Source organism: Nonomuraea sp. CA-218870, assembly GCF_050936535.1.
Taxonomy (GTDB): Bacteria; Actinomycetota; Actinomycetes; order Streptosporangiales; family Streptosporangiaceae; genus Nonomuraea; species Nonomuraea corallina.
Window position 1 is genome coordinate 2,613,496 of record NZ_JBNJMN010000001.1, and the last position, 16,420, is coordinate 2,629,915.

The 16,420-nt window shown below is 72.5% G+C and carries 18 protein-coding genes; 6 read left to right on the forward strand and 12 right to left on the reverse strand.

The features are described from left to right. Positions 1-61: 61 nt before the first annotated feature. From ACQEUU_RS12780 to ACQEUU_RS12800, 5 genes are all read right to left on the reverse strand, one after another. Positions 62-688, reverse strand: a complete 627-nt coding sequence (locus tag ACQEUU_RS12780; protein ID WP_433064687.1) for an ABC transporter ATP-binding protein — start codon at positions 686-688, stop codon at positions 62-64. Positions 689-731: 43 nt separating this feature from the next. Then, the gene (locus ACQEUU_RS12785; RefSeq protein ID WP_433064690.1) at positions 732-926 is read right to left on the reverse strand and encodes a hypothetical protein; all 195 of its coding nucleotides are present in this window, start codon (positions 924-926) and stop codon (positions 732-734) included. Positions 927-950: 24 nt separating this feature from the next. Next, positions 951-1,148, reverse strand: a complete 198-nt coding sequence (locus tag ACQEUU_RS12790) for an acyl-CoA thioesterase (RefSeq protein WP_433064692.1) — start codon at positions 1,146-1,148, stop codon at positions 951-953. Continuing rightward, on the reverse strand, positions 1,145-1,438 hold the full coding sequence (locus ACQEUU_RS12795; RefSeq protein ID WP_433064694.1) for a hypothetical protein: 294 nt from the start codon (positions 1,436-1,438) through the stop codon (positions 1,145-1,147). Before ACQEUU_RS12795 ends, ACQEUU_RS12790 begins: the two co-directional genes overlap by 4 nt. A 78-nt stretch (positions 1,439-1,516) precedes the next feature. Then, positions 1,517-2,344 (reverse strand): hypothetical protein, encoded by an 828-nt coding sequence (locus tag ACQEUU_RS12800; RefSeq protein ID WP_433064697.1) that lies wholly within the window; start codon positions 2,342-2,344, stop codon positions 1,517-1,519. A 144-nt stretch (positions 2,345-2,488) separates the two neighbouring features. On the opposite strand from ACQEUU_RS12800, the gene ACQEUU_RS12805 reads away from it, so the two are divergent. Beyond that, positions 2,489-2,788, forward strand: coding sequence for a hypothetical protein (locus tag ACQEUU_RS12805; protein WP_433064699.1), 300 nt, complete (start codon positions 2,489-2,491; stop codon positions 2,786-2,788). Between the two features lie 44 nt (positions 2,789-2,832). Then, complete coding sequence (locus ACQEUU_RS12810; RefSeq protein ID WP_433064702.1) at positions 2,833-3,465, forward strand: MOSC domain-containing protein; 633 nt, start codon at positions 2,833-2,835, stop codon at positions 3,463-3,465. A gap of 156 nt (positions 3,466-3,621) precedes the next feature. On the opposite strand, the gene ACQEUU_RS12815 is transcribed toward ACQEUU_RS12810, so the two are convergent. After that, a complete protein-coding gene (locus ACQEUU_RS12815; protein ID WP_433064705.1) occupies positions 3,622-4,872 on the reverse strand; it encodes a glycoside hydrolase family 18 protein in 1,251 nt (416 codons plus the stop codon). A gap of 100 nt (positions 4,873-4,972) precedes the next feature. Between ACQEUU_RS12815 and hemW the strand changes: the two genes are divergently transcribed. Beyond that, positions 4,973-6,193, forward strand: coding sequence for a radical SAM family heme chaperone HemW (gene hemW / locus ACQEUU_RS12820; RefSeq protein WP_433064707.1), 1,221 nt, complete (start codon positions 4,973-4,975; stop codon positions 6,191-6,193). Here the strand turns inward: hemW and ACQEUU_RS12825 are convergent. The 3 genes from ACQEUU_RS12825 to ACQEUU_RS12835 are packed head-to-tail and all read right to left on the reverse strand — an operon-like array spanning position 6,186 to position 8,376. Continuing rightward, positions 6,186-6,944, reverse strand: coding sequence for a DUF4870 domain-containing protein (locus ACQEUU_RS12825; protein WP_433064710.1), 759 nt, complete (start codon positions 6,942-6,944; stop codon positions 6,186-6,188). The two genes, hemW and ACQEUU_RS12825, sit on opposite strands and share 8 nt — an antisense overlap. A 13-nt stretch (positions 6,945-6,957) precedes the next feature. Further along, positions 6,958-7,767 carry a DUF3097 domain-containing protein gene (locus ACQEUU_RS12830; protein WP_433064713.1) on the reverse strand — a complete coding sequence of 270 codons (810 nt, stop codon included), beginning with the start codon at positions 7,765-7,767 and terminating at the stop codon, positions 6,958-6,960. Positions 7,768-7,785: 18 nt separating this feature from the next. Then, a complete protein-coding gene (locus tag ACQEUU_RS12835) occupies positions 7,786-8,376 on the reverse strand; it encodes a hypothetical protein (RefSeq protein ID WP_433064716.1) in 591 nt (196 codons plus the stop codon). Between the two features lie 770 nt (positions 8,377-9,146). Here ACQEUU_RS12835 and hrcA point away from each other — a divergent pair. After that, a complete protein-coding gene (hrcA, locus tag ACQEUU_RS12840) occupies positions 9,147-10,166 on the forward strand; it encodes a heat-inducible transcriptional repressor HrcA (protein WP_433064719.1) in 1,020 nt (339 codons plus the stop codon). An 11-nt stretch (positions 10,167-10,177) separates the two neighbouring features. Further along, positions 10,178-11,320 carry a molecular chaperone DnaJ gene (gene dnaJ / locus ACQEUU_RS12845; RefSeq protein WP_433064722.1) on the forward strand — a complete coding sequence of 381 codons (1,143 nt, stop codon included), beginning with the start codon at positions 10,178-10,180 and terminating at the stop codon, positions 11,318-11,320. Between the two features lie 88 nt (positions 11,321-11,408). Here dnaJ and ACQEUU_RS12850 read toward each other — a convergent pair whose 3' ends face one another. Beyond that, positions 11,409-14,126: a nitrate- and nitrite sensing domain-containing protein gene (locus tag ACQEUU_RS12850; protein ID WP_433064725.1), complete on the reverse strand. Its 2,718-nt coding sequence runs from the start codon at positions 14,124-14,126 to the stop codon at positions 11,409-11,411. 133 nt (positions 14,127-14,259) lie between these two features. Here ACQEUU_RS12850 and ACQEUU_RS12855 point away from each other — a divergent pair, with 133 nt between their 5' ends. Then, complete coding sequence (locus ACQEUU_RS12855) at positions 14,260-14,985, forward strand: 16S rRNA (uracil(1498)-N(3))-methyltransferase (protein ID WP_433064728.1); 726 nt, start codon at positions 14,260-14,262, stop codon at positions 14,983-14,985. A 9-nt stretch (positions 14,986-14,994) separates the two neighbouring features. On the opposite strand, the gene ACQEUU_RS12860 is transcribed toward ACQEUU_RS12855, so the two are convergent. Continuing rightward, positions 14,995-15,639, reverse strand: a complete 645-nt coding sequence (locus ACQEUU_RS12860) for a hypothetical protein (protein WP_433064731.1) — start codon at positions 15,637-15,639, stop codon at positions 14,995-14,997. Continuing rightward, positions 15,636-16,148 carry a SigE family RNA polymerase sigma factor gene (locus tag ACQEUU_RS12865; protein WP_270155523.1) on the reverse strand — a complete coding sequence of 171 codons (513 nt, stop codon included), beginning with the start codon at positions 16,146-16,148 and terminating at the stop codon, positions 15,636-15,638. The genes ACQEUU_RS12860 and ACQEUU_RS12865 overlap by 4 nt, the downstream gene beginning before the upstream one ends. Positions 16,149-16,420 lie beyond the last annotated feature (272 nt).

The window sequence follows — 16,420 nt, forward strand, 5'->3', positions numbered from 1 at the left end:
TGGCGAAAAGGAGCGGGCCCCGTCCGTCGACGGTCGGGTGGGGCTTGGTGCGGAGTCCGCGTCAGGTGGTCGGTTGGTTGCCCGGGAAGACCTGGTGGGCGCCGGTGGCGAGAGCGGCGTCGTGGGTGGCCGTCACGACGGTGCCGCCGACGGCGGCGTAGCCGGTCAGCAGCGCGCCGAGCCGCTCGCGGAAGGCGGCGTCGAGGCCGCGCTCGGGCTCGTCGAGCAGGAGGAGCTCGCTGGGTCTGAGCAGCGCGGCGGCCAGGGCGAGGCGCTGGCGCTGGCCGGTGGACAGGTTGAGCGGGGGAGCGTCGGCCCGTTCCACCAGCCCGAACACCTCCAGGGCCGCCTCGACCTCCAGCCGGGGCTCGCCGTGGACGGCCCGCATCAGCTCCAGGTGCTCACGGGCGGTGAGCCCCGGATACCAGGCCGGCTCGTCGGCCGCCCACGCCACCCGGCGCCAGAAGGCGGGCCCGTCGACCGGAGGCGCGCCGAACACCTCGACCGACCCGGCGGACACCGGCACCAGCCCGCCCAGGCAGCGCAGCAGGGTCGACTTCCCCGACCCGTTGGGGCCGACGACGGCCACCACCTCGCCGCGCTCGACCATCAGGCTCAGGTCTCGCAGCACGGGAACGCCTTCGAGTTCGACCGTGGCGCCGCGAACCTCGATGATCTTGTCATCCACATCCCGAGCCTAGCCAGCGTCGCGCGGGTGCGGGCGCCGGCCGTCAGAGGCCCAGCAGCTCGGGTGAGGCCGCCAGCTCCCGCCAGCGGGCCTTCGGGTCGTGGACCAGCCGCCGCGCGCGCAGGTCGAGCAGCCCGCCGACGCCCGTCAGCTCGGCGACCGGCTCTCCGCCGGGGCGCAGGAACTCCTGCCGCACCCGGAACGTCTTGCCCTCACCCCACTCGAACGCGCACGTCACGTCCACCTCGCCGCCCGCGCGGAGCTAGCGGAGGTAGCGGATGGTGTTCTCCAGCGTGACCGGGCCGACGCCGCTCCTGCGCAGGTCGTCCGCCCCGATCCCGGCCGCGCGTAGCAACTCCCAGCGGGCGTGGTCGCCGTACTGGTGGTAGACGACGTTGTTGAGGTGGCCCTGCACGTCGATCTCGTAGCCGCGTACGGTGACGCGGACGGAGAAGCTCATCGCCGTTCCTCCAGCCAGCGGTGCGACTTGCCGGTGAGGTAGCGCAGCCCGTCGTCGCCGATCTCGGCCCAGTCGCCGCGCGCCCAGCCGCCGGTGGTCTGGGGGGCGAACCCGTGGCGCTGGAACAGCTCCGAGGCCTCCTGGGTGAGCCCGCGGCGCCCCCATTCCTGGATGACCCGGGCCGTCCGCTCGTCCTCGCTCGCCGGGTCGTGCTCGCCGAGCGCCGCCGCGACCTCTTCCAGGCCGCGTGCGACCAGGCGCAGCCCGGACTGCAGCCTCTGTGTGTCCATGCTCTCCATCGCCCATCGATCGGTAGCGATTGCCTGGCGATCGCATCCGGTGCCGCTTTCGCAGTCGACGGGGTTCGCTCACTCGTGGGGGAGCAGGTAGCGCCACGACAGCGCGAGATGCCCGCCGGTCGGCAGGCGGTAGACGTGCCATGACCCGTCGCCCGGTACCAGCCGGGTGATGGCGGTCGCCTTGTGGCCCTTGTAGTCCTTGCGCGCCGAGGTCGCCTGCGTTTCGGGCGGCAGGGGCACACCCTCCGGCAGGGGCTCGGCGGTCGTCTCGGAGGAGGCGAGCCGTTCGGCGGACAGGCGTACGCGATCGGTGGAGTAGGTCCGGCCCCGCGCGGTGACGCGGGCCGCCAGGTGGGAGAGACGGTCGCGGGCGGTGAGGAGCGCGGCGTCGTAGCGGCTCGCGGCGTGCTCCAGGTACGGCACGTGCACCTCCCGCATCCCGCCCCCGCCGTCCACGCCGAGGATCGTCATGGGCGCGTCATGGAACGTCGGCGAGCCGGGCCGGGGCGAGGCGGTGGCGGGTTGCCCGGCCAGATCCTGATCCAGGGCCTTGACCAGGGCTTCCACCTCGGCAGGCGGCAGGCGGAGTTCGTGGGCCGCGCCGGCGATGGCCCGGCCGTCGGCGTAGACCACCAGCGTCGGAGGGCGGACGGCGCCGAGGCCGGGTGCGGCCAGCCCGCCCACCCGCAGCCACTGGGCGACAGGACGGCCGGGAGCGGCCGGTTCAGCGGCGGGCCGGTCGTCCGAGGCCGTGGCCACGGTGGCTGGGATGTCCCTGGTGGCCGGGGTGGTTCCCGTGGCCGCGGTCGTCGGCGTGGTCTCGGCCGCTTGGTGAACCCCCGTGCCGCCGCATGCGGAGAGCGCCAGCGCCGCAGCGGCGGCCCAACTTCTTCTCATGCCCCTGCTTCTCATGCCCCTGAGACGATCACCACCGGCGCGCGGTTCAGGAGCGAGCTCGCGACGCGGGACCCGCCTCCCGGCGTTTTGTCAGTGGTTCCCGTTAGCTTGGTCGTCCGAACACCAGTGCGACTGGAGGGTGAGATGATGACGGTCGAGCGGATGGAGCGTGCCGCGTTGCTGGGGGTCGCCGTGGCGGAGGAGACGCGGCGGTTGCTCCGGCTCCACCTGAGGCCGGCGGTGCTGGGCGATGACGGCAAGGTGGCGGTCGACGTGCCCTATCCCGACGCCGTGGTGGTGACGGCGCTGCTCGACATGGCGGCCGAGTGTTTCGGGGAGCGGGGGGCGTCCACGGAGGAGGCGCGCCAGGTCGCGCTGGAGGCCCTGTTAGAGCTGGCCGACGACGGGTCCGGCGAGGCCGAGGAGGTCGCTCGTCCGGCCTGATATTCCGATCGCTCCGGACGAGGAGGCTCCGCTAGCGTCACCCCATGCGTGTCATCTCCGTAAATGTCGGGCACACCGTCGAGGCCGAGTGGGCCGGAAAGCTGAAGCGCACGGCCATCGACAAGAGGCCGGTGCCGCACCGCGTGGCGGTCCTGGCCGACGGGCTGGCCGGCGACGAGCGGGCCGACAAGCCCAGCCACGGCTCTCCCGGCCAGGCCGTCTACGCCTACGCCAGGGAGGACTACGACTGGTGGGAGCGGGAGCTGGGCCGCGAGCTGCGCGACGGCCGGTTCGGCGAGAACCTCACGACCTCGGGGCTCGACGTCAACGGCGCGCTGCTCGGGGAACGCTGGCGGATCGGCACCGCTCTTCTGGAGGTCACCGGCCCGCGCGTCCCGTGCGTGGTCTTCCGCAACTGGCTGGACGAGCCCCGCTGGGTCAGGCGCTTCACCGAGGCCCGCCGTCCCGGCGCCTACCTCAAGGTGCTGGAGCCGGGGGAGCTGGGAGCAGGGGACGAGGTGAAGGTGCTCCACCGCCCGGCGGTGGGCGTGACGGTGGCGGAGTCCTCCCTGGCCTACCACGGTGATGAGGAGCTCCTGCGCCGCGTGCTGGCCCTCCCTGAGCGGGACGAGCGGTGGGACCGGGTCGCCGCGCGCGTCCTCGGCGTGCCTTCGTAGCGCGGCCCAAGCACGGACGGCGACGAACGGGTCGGGCGGGTCGGGCGGGTCGGGACGGTGCCGGGCGGGTGGGCGGTCTGCGGGGACGACGGTTGATCGCGGCTGAGGGTCCTCCCGCGTGGGCGCACCCACGCGGGAGGGTTCAACGTGCGGGCGTCACTTCAGGACCGTGTGCAGGGCCGTGGTCAGCGAGGCGCGGGAGTCGTCCTGGTCGATGGACCACATCATGGCGCCGCCCAGCCCTTTGAGCCGGATGTACGCCGCCTTCTGCAACATCATCGCCGGGTCGTCGTACGACCAGAACTCGTTGCCGTCGTACAGCCAGAGCGCGCCGGTGGCCAGATCGCGGTAGCGCCTGCCGGGCTTGGCCACGAGGTCCTTGTAGTCCTCGACGCCGGCGGCCCACTTGCCGGGGGCGGGGCCGGTGGCCGGCTGGTAGAGCCCCTTGCCGCCGCCGGTGACGCCGGTCCAGCCCTGGCCGTACGCGGGGACGCCGATCACGAGCTTGCGGGCAGGGGCGCCGCGGCGCACGTAGTCGCGGACCGTCTGGTCGACGCTGTAGCGGACCTCGTTCGGGTCGCGCCTGTCGGTGAGCAGGTTGGCCTGGTGCCCGGTCCGCGACTCCCACGTGCCGCGCAGGTCATACCCCTGGACGGTGGCGAAGTCGAGCAGGTCGAACACCCGCCGCACCTCGAACCCAGCGTCGATCTTGGCCGCGGCCGCCGGGAGGAACGCGGTGAGCTCGGCGTCGCGGGAGTACGCGTCGAGCTGGGCGCGGAGCTCCTCCAGGAACAGGGTGAAGTTCCGCTTGTCCTCCGGCCGGATGACGTTGCCCTCGGCGCCGGACGAGCCGGGCCACTCCCAGTCGAGGTCGATGCCGTCGAACACGCCCGCGGCCGTGCCGGGCGGCAGGCCCGGCAGGTTGCCGCGCAGCCACAGGTCGATGCAGGAACTCGCCAGCCTGGCGCGGGACTCGGGGGTGAGCACGGCGTCGGAGAAGTGCTTGGAGCCGGTCCAGCCGCCCAGCGAGATGAGCGTCTTCAGCCGGGGGTGCTTGGCCTTGAGCTTGCGGAGCTGGTTGAGGTTGCCGTTCAGGGCCTGACCGGGCTCGTCGGCGACGCCGTCCACGCTCTGCTCGGCGGGCACCGGCCGCTGCCAGTCGGCCCACGGGTCGGGGGAGTAGCAGGCGCCCTCGGCGTCGACGAAGCCGAAGGCGTAGTTGATGTGGGTGAGCTTCGCGGCGGCTCCACTGGTGTCGACGTCCTTGACGTGGTAGTCGCGTCCGTAGACGCCCCACTGGATGAAGTACGCGACGCGCTTGAAGCGGTCTCCCCTGGCCTCGGCCGGCAGGGCGACCGCGGTCAGGGACAGCAGGACGGAGAGGGCGAGGAGAATGCTCTTCTTCACGGGGGTGCGCCTCCTGACTTATAGGAAACTTTCCTATAAGTTGCCCCGGATCGTAGAACTCCTGGATCGGGCAGTCAATGGGAACGGGCAGACTGGAGACGTGCCATCCACGCTGCCTGACGGAGATCCCGCGCCCGCCTCCGGCGAACTGCCCGAGAGCGCGCTGCGCGGCCTCGGCGATCGGCCGTTCGGCTTCTACGTGCACGTCCCGTTCTGCGTGACGCGCTGCGGCTACTGCGACTTCAACACCTACACCGCCGCCGAGCTCGGGCCGGGCGCCTCACACCGCGACTACGCCGACACCGCCATAGCGGAGGTACGGCTCGCGCGGCGGGTGCTCGGGGAGGCCGAGCTGCCGGTCCGGACGGTGTTCTTCGGCGGCGGCACCCCCACCCTGCTGCCCGCCCGCGACCTGGGCAGGATCCTGGCGGCCGTCGACGCCGAGTTCGGCCTCGCGGCCGGCGCCGAGGTGACGACCGAGGCCAACCCCGAGTCCGTCGACCCGCGCTCCCTCGAAGAGCTGCGCGAGCGCGGCTTCAACAGGATCAGCTTCGGCATGCAGAGCGCCCGTGAGCACGTGCTGCGGGTGCTCGACCGGCAGCACACCCCGGGCCGCGCCGGGCAGGCCGTCCTGGAGGCCAGGAAAGCCGGGTTCGCCCACGTCAACCTCGACCTGATCTACAGCACCCCGGGCGAGACCGACGACGACTGGCGCGCCTCCCTGGCCGCGGCCATCGAGGCCGAGCCCGACCACGTCTCGGCCTACTCGCTCATCGTCGAGGACGGCACCCGCCTGGCCGCCCGGATCCGGCGCGGCGAGCTGCCGATGCCCGACGACGACGTGGCCGCCGACCGCTACCTGATCGCCGACGAGATGCTGGGCGGGGCCGGGTACGGCTGGTACGAAGTGTCCAACTGGGCCACCACCGACGCCGCCCGCTGCCGCCACAACCTGCTCTACTGGACCGGCGGCGACTGGTGGGCGGTCGGCCCCGGCGCCCACAGCCACGTAGGCGGCACCCGCTGGTGGAACGTCAAGCACCCCGCCGCCTACGCCCAGCGCCTGACCGCCGGGCTGTCTCCCGCCCACGCCCGCGAGGAGCTCACCGCCGAGGACCGCGACACCGAGCGGCTCATGCTGGAGCTGAGGCTCGACTCCGGCTACCCGCTGGCCGCCGTGGCGCCGCGGGCCCGTCCGAAGGTGGCGGCGGCGCTGGCCGACGGGCTGCTGGAGCCGGAGGCGTTCAAGACCGGGCGCATGGTCCTCACGCTGCGCGGCCGGCTCCTGGCCGACGCGCTCGTCCGCGACCTGCTCACGTGATGAGGCGGATGTTGATCGGATAGCGGTAGTTCTCGCCCCGCTGCGCCGCGATGGCGGCCTGGATCTGGAAGATCAGGGCCACGATCCACACGATCGGCAGCAACAGGATGCCGATCAGGACGATCGTCAGCAGCGCGGAGACCATGTAGCCGATGAACATGGTGATCTGGAAGTTCAGCGCCTCGGCCGACTGGTCCCTGACGTACGGGGACTCGTCCCTCCTCATCAGATAGATGATCAACGGGCCGACCCAGGAGATCAGCAGGCCCAGCAGGTGGGAGAGCATGGCCATGCTGGTGTCGTCCGTGCCGGGGCGCGGGCCGTAAGCGCCGGGGACATGCTGGGGCCGCTGGTGGGGAGCGGCGTGGCCGTACGGGGGCGGCGGATAACCGGGCGACGGCTGTTGCCCGTACCCATAGCCCGGCTGAGGCCCTGGCCGGCCGTAGTCCGGCGGTGATCCGGGCTGGGACCAGGGCTGTTGCCCGTACCCGTAGCCGGGCTCGGACCCCGGCTGCTGTCCATAGCCGTAGCCGGGCTCGGACCCGGGCTGCTGTCCATAGCCGTAGCCGGGCTCGGACCCGGGCTGTTGCCCGTAGCCGTAGGGCTCGGACCCCGGCTGCTGTCCGTAGCCGGGCTGGGCTCCCGGCTGTTGACCATGACCGGGCTGCGGCCCGTACCCCTGACCCGGCCGGCCCGGGGGGAAGCGGCGGGTCGCGTCGTCGTCGGGCGGCTGGTTCGTGTCCTGGGTCATTTCGTGTCCTGGGTCATGAGGTCTCCGTAACGAAGTCGATCAGTTCTTCGACCCGGCCGAGCAGCTCCGGCTCCAGGTCGGTGTAGGTCGAGACGGCGCCCAGAATGCGCCGCCACGCCTCGGGCGGCTCCATCCGCCAGCCCAGGGCGGCGATCACACCCTCCTTCCACGGCACCCCGCGCGGCACCTGCGGCCACGCCCGGATGCCCACCGCGGAGGGCTTGACCGCCTGCCAGATGTCCACGTACGGGTGACCCACCACGAGCACGTCCGGAGACGTCACCTGGGCCGCGATGCGGCTCTCCTTGGAACCCGGCACGAGGTGGTCGACCAGGACCCCGAGCCTGCGTCCCGGCTCGGGGCCGAACTCCTCGACGATCGCGGGCAGGTCGTCGACGCCCTCCAGATATTCCACGACCACGCCTTCGACCCGCAGGTCGTGACCCCAGATCTTCTCCACCAGCGCCGCGTCGTGGACGCCTTCGACGTAGATGCGGCTCTCCCTGGCGACCCGGGCGCGCAGGCCCTCGACCGCGATCGACCCCGACGCGCTGCGCCGGAGGGCCGGCGACGCGGCGGCCCGCGGCCGCACCAGCGTCACGACCCGTCCTTCCAGCAGGAACGCGGCCGGCGCCAGCGGGAACAGCCGCCGCTTGCCGAAGCGGTCCTCCAGCGTCACCGCCTCCTTGTCACAGGCCACCACCGCGCCGCAGAACCCGCTCTCGGCGTCCTCCACGACCAGGTCGGGCTCGGCGGGCACCTGAGGGATCTTGCCCTTGCCCGGACGCCGCCAGTTTCCCGCGAGAACATCTCCGTCGTACACACCGGGGACCGTAGCAAATCACCCGACGGCCGCGAGGCGTCTGCGATGGCTCCTCCGCCGTACCAGCACCACCACTGTCACGATGATCGCGCTGAGCACGCCGATGCCGGGGATGAGCAGCAGCGCGGCCACTCCGCCGACGAGCCCGCCCGCGACCGAGAGCGCGTCCCTGCCCACGCCGAACTGCACCTCCTGACCCGCATCCTGACCTGCATCCTGACCTGCTTCGCCCTGGACGGCGCAGGTGAGCTGGTAGTCGCCCGCGGTGGGCGCGTTGACCAGCAGGATCTGCTCCCACGTCCGGCCGCCGTCGGTGACGGTCTGCCGGCCCGGCGTGTTGACCAGCCGCGCCTGGCCGGGGCCGCCGGAGATCTCGCAGGTGAACGCCGCCCGGCCCTGGGCGGCGATGTAGACGGCCGGCCGCTCCTCGGGGTCGAGCGACACCGAGACCTGCTCGCCGGCGGCGAAGGTCGTGGTCGGGGCCATGTCGGTGACCGTGTTCGCCACACCGTTGACGAACACGAACACGCCCGCCACCACGCACACGACCGCGACGCCCCAGGCGGCGGCGATCCACCACAGGCGCGGGCGCACCTCCTTCGCGTCCACGGGCGCCCCGGCCTGCCCGAACGGCGGCTGACCGTACTGCTGCGGCCCGCCGTACCCGGGACCGGCCTGCCCGTACGGGCTCCCGCCGTAAGGCCCGGCCCCGGGTGGCGCTCCGAAGGAACCCGGCTGGGGCGGGCCGCCGTACGGTCCTGACTGCGGTGGCGGGCCGTACGCTCCGGACTGGGGGTGGGGCCCGTACTGACCGGCCTGCGACTGGAATCCGTACGGCCCCGACTGAGGCTGGGGTCCGTACGCGCCGCCCTGGGGCTGGGCTCCGTACGGCCCGGTCTGGGGCTGAGGCCCGTAGGGGCCCGACTGCGGCTGCTCGTACGGGCCGGACTGAGGAGGCCCGTAAGGTCCGGAAGGCGGCGGAGATCCGAAAGGGTCGGACTGCGGAGGAGTCCCGAAGGCGCCCGGCTGGGGCTGGGGCCCGGGGGGACCGGCCTGCGACTGCGGATCGTCCGGGCCGTAATCGGGGATTGGTCCGTACGGGTTTGTGCCGGATTGGTGCTGTGGCGGTGCGTACGGGGAAGGCTCATCCTGAGAAGACTGGCCGAAAGGGGAACCCTGACCGGAGGGTGGATCGACTGGATTCTCTGGTGTTTTGTCGGTCATGTCGGCAAGTGTGAGGCTTGTCCTTGACGCACGCCAGCAGCAGCGAGGACAACCGAGTTATCGCACCCTGTGGGCGAGAGCCGTACACTTGGCACTCGGGAACACAGAGTGCTAGGCCTGGCGTTTCCCTGAAAGTCGCGGTAGGAGGTGCGCACGTGCTCGACGATCGTAAACTCGCGGTGCTACGCGCCATTGTCGAAGACTACGTGTCAACCAACGAGCCAGTGGGTTCCAAGGCGCTCGCGGAGCGTCACAATCTGAAGGTCTCACCGGCGACGGTCAGAAACGACATGGCCGCGCTGGAGGAGCAGGGCTACATCACCCAGCCCCACACCAGCGCCGGCCGTGTGCCGACGGACAAGGGCTACCGCCTGTTCGTCGACAGGCTCTCCCAGGTCAAGCCGCTGTCGGCCGCCGAACGCCGGGCCATCGAGACGTTCCTCGCCGGAGCGGTCGATCTCGACGACGTGGTCATGCGCACGGTCCGGCTGCTCGCGCAGCTCACCCGGCAGGTCGCCGTCGTGCAGTACCCGACGCTCAACCGCTCGACCGTGCGCCACGTCGAGCTGGTGCCGCTGCACGACCGCCGGGTCATGCTGGTGCTGATCACCAACATGGGCCGCGTCGAGCAGCGCGTGGTCGAGCTGCCCGAAGTGGTGGAGGACCACCGCATCGCCCACATGCGCGGGGTGCTCAACGACTGCCTCGACGGCTGCGGCCTCAGCAGTGTGCCGGAGCTGGTCGCCGACCTGCCCCAGCGGCTGCCGATCGAGGAACGGCCGGCGATGGCCACGATCCTGTCCGTCCTGCTGGAGACGCTCGTCGAACGGCACGACGAGAAGATCGTGTTCGCCGGAGCGGCCAACCTCGCCGGCGCCGACTTCAGCGTCGGCCTGCGCGACGTGCTGGAAGCGCTGGAAGAGCAGGTGGTGCTCATGCGCCTGCTCGGCGAGACTTCCTCCGACACACCTTCCGCCCTCACCGTGCGCATCGGATCGGAGAACGCCTACACAGGTTTGCGGGGCACGTCCATCGTCGCGACGGGATACGGTCAAGGCGACAATCAACTGGCCCGGCTCGGCGTGCTGGGCCCGACCAGGATGGACTACCCCGTGACGATGGGCGCCGTGCGCGCGGTGGCACGCTACGTCAGCCAGATTCTGGCTGCATCTTAAGAGGTCGATAAGTGGCAAACAGCGACTATTACGCCGCCCTCGGGGTGCGCCGTGACGCCAGTCAGGACGAGATCAAGAAGGCCTATCGCAGGCTGGCTCGTGAGCTGCACCCTGACGTGAACCCTGACCCCGCCACTCAGGAGCGGTTCAAGGAGATCACGCAGGCCTACGAGGTGCTGTCGGATCCGAACAAGCGCCAGATGTACGACCTGGGCGGCGACCCGTTCGGCGGCGCCGGGGCCGGCGCGCCGGGAGGCGGCTTCGGGGCCGGCTTCCCCTTCAGCGACATCATGGACGCGTTCTTCGGCACCGCCACGGGCGGCGCCCGCGGCCCCCGCTCGCGCGCCCGCCGAGGCCGCAACGCGACCATCAGGGTCGAGCTCGACCTGCGTGAGACCGCGTTCGGCACCACCCGCGAGCTGGCGGTCGACACGGCGGTGCTGTGCGAGGTGTGCACGGGCTCCGGCGCGGCCCCCGGCACCCACCCCGACACCTGCGACATGTGCAACGGCCGCGGCGAGATCTCCCAGGTCACCCGGTCCTTCCTGGGCCAGGTCATGACCACGCGCCCGTGCCCGCAGTGCGGCGGCTTCGGCAGCATCATCCGCCACCCGTGCCAGGAGTGCTCGGGCGACGGGCGGGTCCGCACCCGCCGCACGATCAAGGTGCGCATCCCGGCGGGCGTCGAGGACGGCACCCACATCCAGCTCGCCGGCGAGGGTGAGATCGGCCCCGGCGGCGGCCCGCCCGGCGACCTCTTCCTGGAGATCGTCGAACGGCCCCACGAGATCTACGAACGGCGCGGCGACGACCTCCACTGCACCGTCCAGATCCCGATGACGGCCGCCGCGCTCGGCACCGTGCTCACGGTCGAGACCCTCGACGGCGCCGAGGAGATCGACGTCCGGCCCGGCACACAGTCGGGGCAGGTCATCACCATGTTCCAGCGCGGCGTGCAGCGACTCAACGAGACCGGCCGCGGCGACCTGCTCATCCACGTGAACGTGGAGACCCCGTCCAGGCTCGACCCCGCCCAGGAGGAGCTGCTGCGCGAGCTGGCCAAGCTGCGCGGCGAGGAGCGCCCGCCGGGCAAGTTCGCGCCCGGGCAGCAGGGCTTCTTCTCCCGGCTCCGCGACGCCTTCAACGGCCGCTGACGACCTCCCGACCCGCGCCCACCAGGACCGACCCGGGCGCGGGTCCGTCCATCCGGCACCGCCCCGTGCGCCGTCCGGGCCGGGGCGCTCAGCGGGAGCCCTTGACGAGCTGCGCGGGCCGTACGGCCAGGAGTTCCTCCGGCAGGGTCACCAGCGCGGTGACGCCGCCGCCGGGTGACTTGTGCAGCGACACCCGCACGCCCAGCCGCTCCGCCAGCCTGCCGACCACGTGGTGTCCCAGACAGCGGGTCGGCGTCACCAGGAAGCTCTGTTCGCCGCGCAGCCGGGCGTTGGCCGTGGCGAGCTCCGCGGCCGTCATCCCCACCCCCTGGTCGGAGATCATGATGCGGCACTCACTCTCCAAGGCCCGCGACACCACGTTCACCTCCGCATCGGACGCGGAGTAGCCGAGCGCGTTGTCCAGCAGCTCCGCCAGCATGTGGGCCACCTCCGCCACCACCGGCCCCCGCACGTCCGCCCGGCCCACCACCCGCAGCGCCACCCGCTGATGGTCCTCGACCTCGGCCAGCACGGCCCGCAGCACCTCGTCCACCGGCACCGGCTCCGACGAACGCCGCCGCCCCCGCGTTCCGGTCAGGACCAGCAGGCTCTCCGAGTTCCTGCGCAGGCGGCTGGTCAGGCGGTCCAGCTCGCACAACCGCGCCAGCACCGCCGGGTCCGACTCGTTGCGCTGCAGCACGCTGATGAACGTCAGCTGCCGGTGCACCAGATCCCGATGCCGCATCCCCAGCCCTCCCAGCGACGCGGCCGCGTCCTGGCGGATCGCCGCCCGCGAGGCGGCGATCCGCACCGCCGCCTCGTGCAGGTCCATCAGCGCCCCGGCCAACTGCCCGAACTCGCCCCGGCGGGCCCCGCCGTCCGCACGCGCCGGGACGGGTCCAGCCGCGCTGTCACGGCCAGGGAACTCCCCCCGTACGGCGACCTCGCCCGAGCCCTCCTCACCCGGGACAGAGGTCTCGCGTCCCGCGTCGGGACCGTTCTGGGGACGGGGACCTTCGTGTGCTGTACCGGGACCGCCGGGGAGTGCGGCGTCCGGGGTCTCATGTCTATCGAGACCGTCCGGGCGATGCGCGAGCTGGTTCGGCGGGTGCGGGGCACGGGACGGGGGGATGGGGCCCTCGTCCGAAGGGCTCGTGGGAGGCGAGTCCGTCGGCGCGCCGAGCACGTCCTGGGGCCGGCGCTCCCTGTCGCGGCGGTGGGCGCGGGGGACCAGGTGGCCGCGTGCCTGGAGGCGTACGGCCTCGTGGCCCAGGCCGTCCCTCTCGCGCCGGCCCCGGAAGGGAGCGGCGGCGGGCGGGAAGGAGGCGTTGTAGGCGTGCCACAGGTGGGCGGGGTGAGCGCCTCCAGGTTCGACGGAGCCGGCCGGGTGGTGCGGCTCGGCCTCCAGGATGGCGATGTGGCGGGCCAGTGCCGTCGCCTCGCCGGTGAGCCTGCGGAGAGGACGCAGGATGGAGCGGGCGAGAAGCGTGCCCAGTGCGGCCATGACCAGCAGGATCGCCGCCCCCGCGCCGGTCAGGAACCTCAGGTGCCGGGTGTGGCGTTCACGGACCGCCACGGCGCGGGCGAGCAGCTCCTGCCCCGCCGAGCGCTGCACGGAGTGCAGGGCGTTGACGTAGGCGCCGCTGGCGACGAGCCAGGTACGCGGGCGAACCGCCAAGCGGGTGCCCGGCGGGGCGGCGAGGGCGCGTCGTTCCAGCCGCGCCGTCCTGGTCGCCTGCGGGCTCCGCTGGGCCCGGGCCAGCTCGGCCGCTCCGGCGGGGCCGGCCTCCCGCCGGTAAGCGGCCAGGGCGTCCGCCATGGAGGCCCTGGCCTCCAGGAACGCGACGTACTCGGACGGGCGGAACCCGCCTGTCACGTAGGCCGCCGTGACCACCGCCCGCTCCCGCGAGGCCGCCTCCTTGGCCCGGCTGATGGTCTCCAGCGCTCGCGCGGGCCTCGTCAGCGCCGGGTCGCCCAGACCGGCCGTCTCCGCGAACGACCCCGGCACCGGCGTGCCTGTGAAAACGCCGTCCGGCCACAGGAAGCCGGCCGACCATCCATCCGGTACGGGGGAGCTCGCGAAGGAGGCGTCCGTCAGTTCCGTGATGGCGTCGGTGAACGCCTGGAAGACCTCCCGGCGCGCCACCGGCCCACGATCGGTCGCCGGCCCCCCACCCGTCGCCCCTTTGTCGTCGGCCCCCGGCCACGCCTCCTGACGGCCGGCCGCGTCGGCTTCCACCGTTTCCGAGCCGGCGCTCGCCGAGGCCGAGGGCCGGCCCGGCGCGGGTGCGGGGGTGATCGGCGCGCCGAAAGGGCCGATCATGGGCGTTTCCGGTCCGTACGCGGACCGCTGGGCGCGGGGCGGACCGCCGGGAACCGCGGGCGTTTCGGGCGCCAGAGGCAGGGCCGGGGTCGCGGTACGGGCGCGATCGAGGGTGGGGAGCCGGGCCAGAGCCTGACGCACGGAGACGTACGGCGTGCCCGCGGCGTCCGGAGCGGCTCCGGCGGGTGGGGCGGCGGCGAGCAGCTGGGAGAGGGCGGCGCGGGAGCGGCCGGTGGCCAGGCGGGCGGTCGTGAGGTCGCCCCTGACGCGGCTGTCGCCGGCGTGCAGCGCCGTCAGGAGGGTGCGCTCACGCTGGAGGGCGTGCACGAGATTCTGCACCGTGAGCACCAGCGCGGCCTGCCGGGCCGTCTCGGCGGCGGCGGTACGGGCGCGCAGGTGGGAGGCGGCCTGCGCGGTCATCCCGGAGATCAGCAGCAGCGTGGGCACGGCCAGGACGAGGAGGAGGCGCGTTCTGATGCGCACGGGACGGCGACGCCGGCGTGCGGGAGAGACGGTCATCGACCCCTCGTAAAGTGATCTCAGGAAGGCTGCACGCGACACGATATTGCGCTGCGTGTCCGCGCTGCTGCGTAACGTAGAGAATCCGAGGTGCCTGGTGACGGTTCCGGTGTTCCTGTCGGACGAGCTTGATGGGCCCGAGCTGGTGCTCGGCGGTCCCGAGGGGCGTCACGCGGCCACCGTCAGACGGCTGCGCGCGGGGGAGCGGGTGGATCTCACCGACGGCGCGGGGGCGGTGGCCGAGTGCGTGGTGCGTGAGGTGCTCAAGGACTCGCTGCGGGTCGAGGTGCTCGCCAGGTACGAGGTCGCGCCGTCCGGTCCGAGGCTGGTCGTCGTCCAAGGGCTGCCGAAGGGGGACCGGGGCGAGCTGGCGGTCGAGATGATGACCGAGGCGGGCGTCGACGTGATCGTGCCCTGGCAGGCGTCGCGGAGCATCACCCAGTGGAAGGGCGACAAGGCGGCCAAGGCGCTGCGGCGCTGGCAGTCGACCGCCCGGGAGGCGGGCAAACAGGCCAGGCGGTTCCATCTGCCCGAGGTGACCGAGCCGGTCACGACGGGCGGGGCGGTGAGGCTGCTGGCGGGGGCCGCGCTGGGGCTGGTGCTGCACGAGGAGGCCGCGGAGCCGCTGTCCCAGGTGACGCTCCCGGCCGACGGCGACATCGTCGTGGTGGTGGGGCCCGAGGGCGGGGTGTCGGAGCGGGAGGTGGAGGAGTTCCGGGCGGCGGGGGCGGCGACGGTGCGGCTGGGGTCCACGGTGCTGCGGACCTCGACGGCCGGGCTGGCCGCGGCGGCCGTCCTGCTCACCCGTACGGGGCGCTGGTGACGTGGGAGGTCAGGGGGTGTGGGCGCTCATCATGGGGCTGGGCATGTCGGAAGGGTTCGGGGCCGGGGTCAGCGGCGAGCACTCCTCCTCCGGGCACGGCGTCGCCGTGGGCGAGGTCTCCGTCTCCGTGGGTGACGGCGCCGGCGGGTCGCCGGCTTCCGGGCAGTCGGCCGGGGGCTCGGCCTGGCCGTCGGCCGGTGAGGGGCAGGGGGTCGGGGTGGGGGAGGGCGTCGGCTTGGCGGTGGACCTGGCCGTCTCCGACGGGCGCGCCGGCTGCTCGGGCGGCGGCTCCGAGGAGGGCACCGGCGGCACGACCACCGGCTCGCTCTGGCGCACCGTCGACTTGGGCGCGGCGGGCCGGCTGGTGGAGGACTTGGCCGGGTGGGTGACGCTGGAGGTGCTGCGCACCTCCTGGATCGGCGCCTCGATGACGCGGTGGCGCAGCTCCGGCACGACCATCACGATCGTGGCCGCGACCAGCACCGCGCTGGCCGCGGCGGCGCCGGTCCGCCACCAGAAGAGGTTGCGCGCGCCGCGCCGTTCGATCTTCGTACGGATGACGTCGAGCCCGTCCGGAGAGGGCACGACCGCGTCCGCCTCCGCACGGAGGGCACGGCGCAGCAGCTCGCCGTACTCGTCGGGGGGCTGGGTCATGACATCTTCTCCAGGACGGAACGCAGGGCGGCCATGCCACGTGCCGTGTGGCTCTTCACCGCCCCCTTGCTGATGCCCATGGCGTGGGCGATCTCGGCTTCGGACAGATCACCGTAATAGCGAAGGACCAGTGCCTCCCTCTGGCGTGACGGTAGCGCCCGCAGGGCTTCGATGACCGCGGACCGCTCGAACTCGCCGATGGCGCCGTGCTCGGCGCTCGGCGCGTCGGGCATCCCCTTCGGGGCGTACTTCTCCACGACCGCCCGGTGCCGCAGCACGGACCTGGACCGGTTGACGACGGACTGCCGAAGGTAGGCGAGTGCTTTGTCGGGGTCGCGCAACCGGCGCCAGGCGCCGTGGATGGCGACGAACGCATCCTGCACGACTTCCTCCGCGGTTGCCATGTCGCGCACCAGCAACACGGCGAGACGTACCAATGACCGAAAATGCGCGCTGTAAAGCGCGGTCACGGCCATGTCGGCGTCCCACCCGACCGGCACCGCCCCCATGGATCTGTCGACCAGGAGGGTTTCGGTGGTCACATCAGTGGGACGCGCGGCCTTCCCTGACGGTTTACGCTCTTCCGGATTTGGGGGCATGACCCAGTTGTGTCCTCGCCAGGTGGTCTCGCCCGTGGCTGAAATCGTCGCTCTGGTAGTGCACACACACCCTAACCGTTGGATCTTCGGCCACCACGGCTGATCCGGTCACCGATTCGCAACGCTGATCATCGGATCCGCGGCGTGGCAGGTCAAGACCACCCGGCCTTACGTAGGGGAGA